Below are 3,661 nucleotides of genomic sequence, written 5' to 3' on the forward strand. Positions count from 1 at the left end.
CAAAGAAATTATTCTTACTTCCGTATTCGCCGACTTTGCCCATTACTACGGCTTTCAAGTGGATCTATGCAAACCTGGAAGACCGCGAACGAAGGGTTACGTTAAGACTTTCGTTATGTAAAGAATAATCCCCGACATGACGTAAACAACGAAAGTCCTAACAGAATTTCTTAACATAATTATCTGCGATTGAAACTCTTAAGCCAATCTTTCAGTTTTGAATCATTCTCCCATTCAGATTCCTCCGGAGGCACAATTTCCTTACTGGCTGCCTCTATCGCTTGGCGCTTATGCATGGCATCTGCCCTTGCATATATTTCTGTTGTCTTTACGCTTACGTGGCCGAGTAAATCCCGGATATAAATAAGATCAACACCCGATTCTACCAACCCCATGGCAGTTGTGTGTCTTATTTTATGTGGACTAAAAGCACCGGGAATCATGTCAGGGGCAATCGTTCGTGCCATTGTTGAATATTTTCCAACAATATAATTGATCCCTTGTCTGGTGAAGGGTTCGTTCATGTGGTTATTAAACAGCCAGGCATCTAGTTTCTCTGGTTTGTCAAACCTCTTTTGGACAAGGTATTTTTGAATGACTGGAATTATACTGCGCATCAGCGGTACATACCTGCTCTTTTGCCCTTTTCCGCGAACCAAAAGCGTGAAGGGTTCCTGCAATGACAGGTCTTTTATGCGAATCTGTATGAGTTCACCCACGCGAATTCCTGTTGTATACAATAATGAAAGGATGACGTAATCACGTAACCCGTTCTGCCGATTCAAGTCCACTTGGCTAATCAATAAGGTTACTGCCCCGGTTTTGAGATAAGTGATTTCTTTTTGTGGTGCTTTCTTGACTGGAATGCCAAGAATCTTCTGGTATTCGGGCAGGTACTCGGGGAATTCATACATAAGGAAGCGGATGAAACTATTTAAGGCGGCTTGTCTCTGGTTCCTTGTCGATATGCCATTTGACCGTGCTTCCTGGAGCCAACTTAGATAAGATACGGCATTTTCATAAGTGAGATCCGAGATATCCACCCTATCAGCAGAAATGTGATGTCTTTCTTGCATATAGGTCAAAAAAAGGATAAAGGAGTACCTGTACGAATCGATCGTCTGGGGTGTGCTTCCGCAGGTATTCGGAAGATAAATTGTGAAATACTTATTCAGATACACAGCAAAATCCGTTCTTTTCATCATTGCTCACCTTCCCCAAATACCTCTTTCATTTTTGAACTGAACTTCTCCTCAATGTACGGGTAAATGCCCATGGTCAGCCTGACATAACGTTCCGTCGCAAATATGGTTTTATGCCCCAGATACGTAGACAGGATCGGAAGGGCAACATACATATCCATGCCGGAATCGATCATCTGTTTAAAGGAACGCACGGCCATTGTGTGCCTCCAATCATGGATCCTAGGGCCTCTTCCTCCGCCGAGATACGGAATTCCCGCCTGCTGAAGGAATAACCGGTGTGCTTCGTAGATGATGTCCCCGCTCATTCTGCCTCCGTTGGAAGTGGTGAAAATATAATCCCTGTCACCCAACAAATAAAAACATTTTTCCGCAAACTGCATCATGAGTGCCTTAAGATCATTTCCCAAAACGATATAACGCTCACAATTATTTTTGGCTTCAAGAAGTTTGATCACTCCATTTTCCAAATCTACATCTTGTTTTCGTATTCCCAGAGTTTCATTGATTCTTGTTCCACAGCAATACAGTAGGCGAAACAAGACGGGGTATTGTATGGCGGACTTCCGATTTCGGGCAGATTCATAGGCATCCACGGCTCGAAGGTATTTTCTTGTCTCATCTTCTGTATAAATATGGGGTTGGAATTCAGTAGGCTTAAACCTGATATCCCTGATAACAAAGACATCGTAGCCTTTTTGGCTGAGGAACACGAGAAATTGTTTGGTTCCATTGATCCGAGAATAATGTGTGGTTGTGGCTTCGTCTTCCCTTCTCTGCATCCACCTTTCGGCATGTTCTGCAGTGAATACAGGCTCCTTAATTTCTTGACGGGTGCAGAAACGATCAAAACGACGCAGGTTTATATAGAAACTTGCAGCGTTATGACCTGAAGATATTTTATAATCCAAATAGGAATTCATCTCGTCTACGAATACAGACTGGAATACGGGCCTGTTCATTCACCGCACCACCCATCCGAAATGGGATGAATGCAGTTCAGGCATCGGGAGTGGGCATTGCCGCAGCTTTTCTATATCGATGGACAGATATATCTTGGTCGTTTCTGTACTTTGATGCCCCATGACGGTGCTGATAATGGGCATGGGTACATTCCTTTTCAGCATATTGCTTGCAAGGCTGTGCCGTAAAGAATGGGCACCATGCTTCTTGGAACTCCAGTCTTTGATATTGGCTTTGCCCATATATTTTGTAACAATGGAATGGACAGTCGGGGATGAAAGCGGCTGTCCTTTTTTGGCCGTATCAGCGGCTACAATGATCTCCTCGGCAGTTGTTTTTGGACGACCATATTTCAGATAATCGATGATGGCATTGCCGATGGACGAAAGAAGGGGGTATTCTACGGCTGTATCAGTCTTACTCTGGTTAAAACGAATGATACTTTTATCCCAGTCAATCTGATCGAAACGGAATCTTACGATATCCTTTGTTCGCCAACCGTATTCTGCAGCTAAAAGTAAAATTAGGTAATCTCTTTTCCCGATTGCAGATGAACGCTCAACAGATGCAATCATGCTGCTTATTTCTGATTCCTCATATGTTGTAGGGATCTTACAATGCTTTTTGTAATTGTCTGCAAGGACAAATATGGAGCAGTCTTTATTCGTCAGTCCATTGTCGTAGGCATATTGGAGAAAGATCCGCAGAGTCGATCCACCGTTATGCCTTGAAGCAAGTGAATATCCCATAGATTTAAAAAATTCCTCTACCTTATCCGCATTTAAATCATTCAGAGACAGGCTGCGTCCGTTGAGGAATGCATGGAATTCGTACAAATACTGTTCCTTGTTTCTTATTGTTTCATTGGAATGAGACAGGATGTTTCTTGTGTATGACAGATACAATTCCATGGTTTTCCCAATATCGCCGGTAAATATCCGTTCAACCCTTGGAGTGCGGAATTCAAAATCCCCATGTTTTTGGTATGAAATTAGCATCCGTATTGCTCTGAGTCCAAACCGATTCTTTTTACGCACGTTTTCTGTAAGGATATGATTTCCAAACAACTCATTACAGAATTCAATTCCAACAGGTTCAGAAAAATCTGCATATCGACGTTCGTCCATCCATTGGACCAATTGATTCCATTCCGCCTTGACTTTTTGAATATGAATACTGCCGTACTCACGACTAACCAGTTCTTCCTCGCACAAGGCGATCAGTTTTTTAATATCCGATGTCATAACCAAACCTCCCAAAATGTTTGGTTATGACATAACACGAATGGTTTGTTATGTAAAGAAATACCGTTAAGGATTTCGTTAGTTATGCTACTTTACTGCATAGTCTTTACATAACGAAAGTCTTAACGTAACCCTTCTTACGTTAATCTTTACGTAAGAAGGGGAAAGTTGAAAATTCCGTGAAGTATGTACGACAAAATTTTATGCAGCGCAAGCATGAGCCCGGTTTGGACATGTGGAATCATGACGCCC

The 3,661-nt window shown here is 42.4% G+C and carries 3 protein-coding genes; all 3 read right to left on the reverse strand.

Annotated features, from left to right (window positions below; translation table 11 throughout):
• Nucleotides 1-179 precede the first annotated feature (179 nt).
• The 3 genes from L1N85_RS26625 to L1N85_RS26635 are packed head-to-tail and all read right to left on the reverse strand — an operon-like array spanning nt 180 to nt 3,409.
• On the reverse strand, nt 180-1,205 hold the full coding sequence (locus tag L1N85_RS26625) for a tyrosine-type recombinase/integrase (protein WP_235242037.1): 1,026 nt from the start codon (nt 1,203-1,205) through the stop codon (nt 180-182).
• Nucleotides 1,202-2,164, reverse strand: coding sequence for a tyrosine-type recombinase/integrase (locus L1N85_RS26630; RefSeq protein WP_235242038.1), 963 nt, complete (start codon nt 2,162-2,164; stop codon nt 1,202-1,204). Before L1N85_RS26630 ends, L1N85_RS26625 begins: the two co-directional genes overlap by 4 nt.
• Nucleotides 2,165-3,409 (reverse strand): site-specific integrase, encoded by a 1,245-nt coding sequence (locus L1N85_RS26635; protein ID WP_235242039.1) that lies wholly within the window; start codon nt 3,407-3,409, stop codon nt 2,165-2,167.
• Nucleotides 3,410-3,661 lie beyond the last annotated feature (252 nt).

The organism is Paenibacillus alkaliterrae (assembly GCF_021532375.1).
Taxonomy (GTDB): domain Bacteria; phylum Bacillota; class Bacilli; order Paenibacillales; family Paenibacillaceae; genus Pristimantibacillus; species Pristimantibacillus alkaliterrae.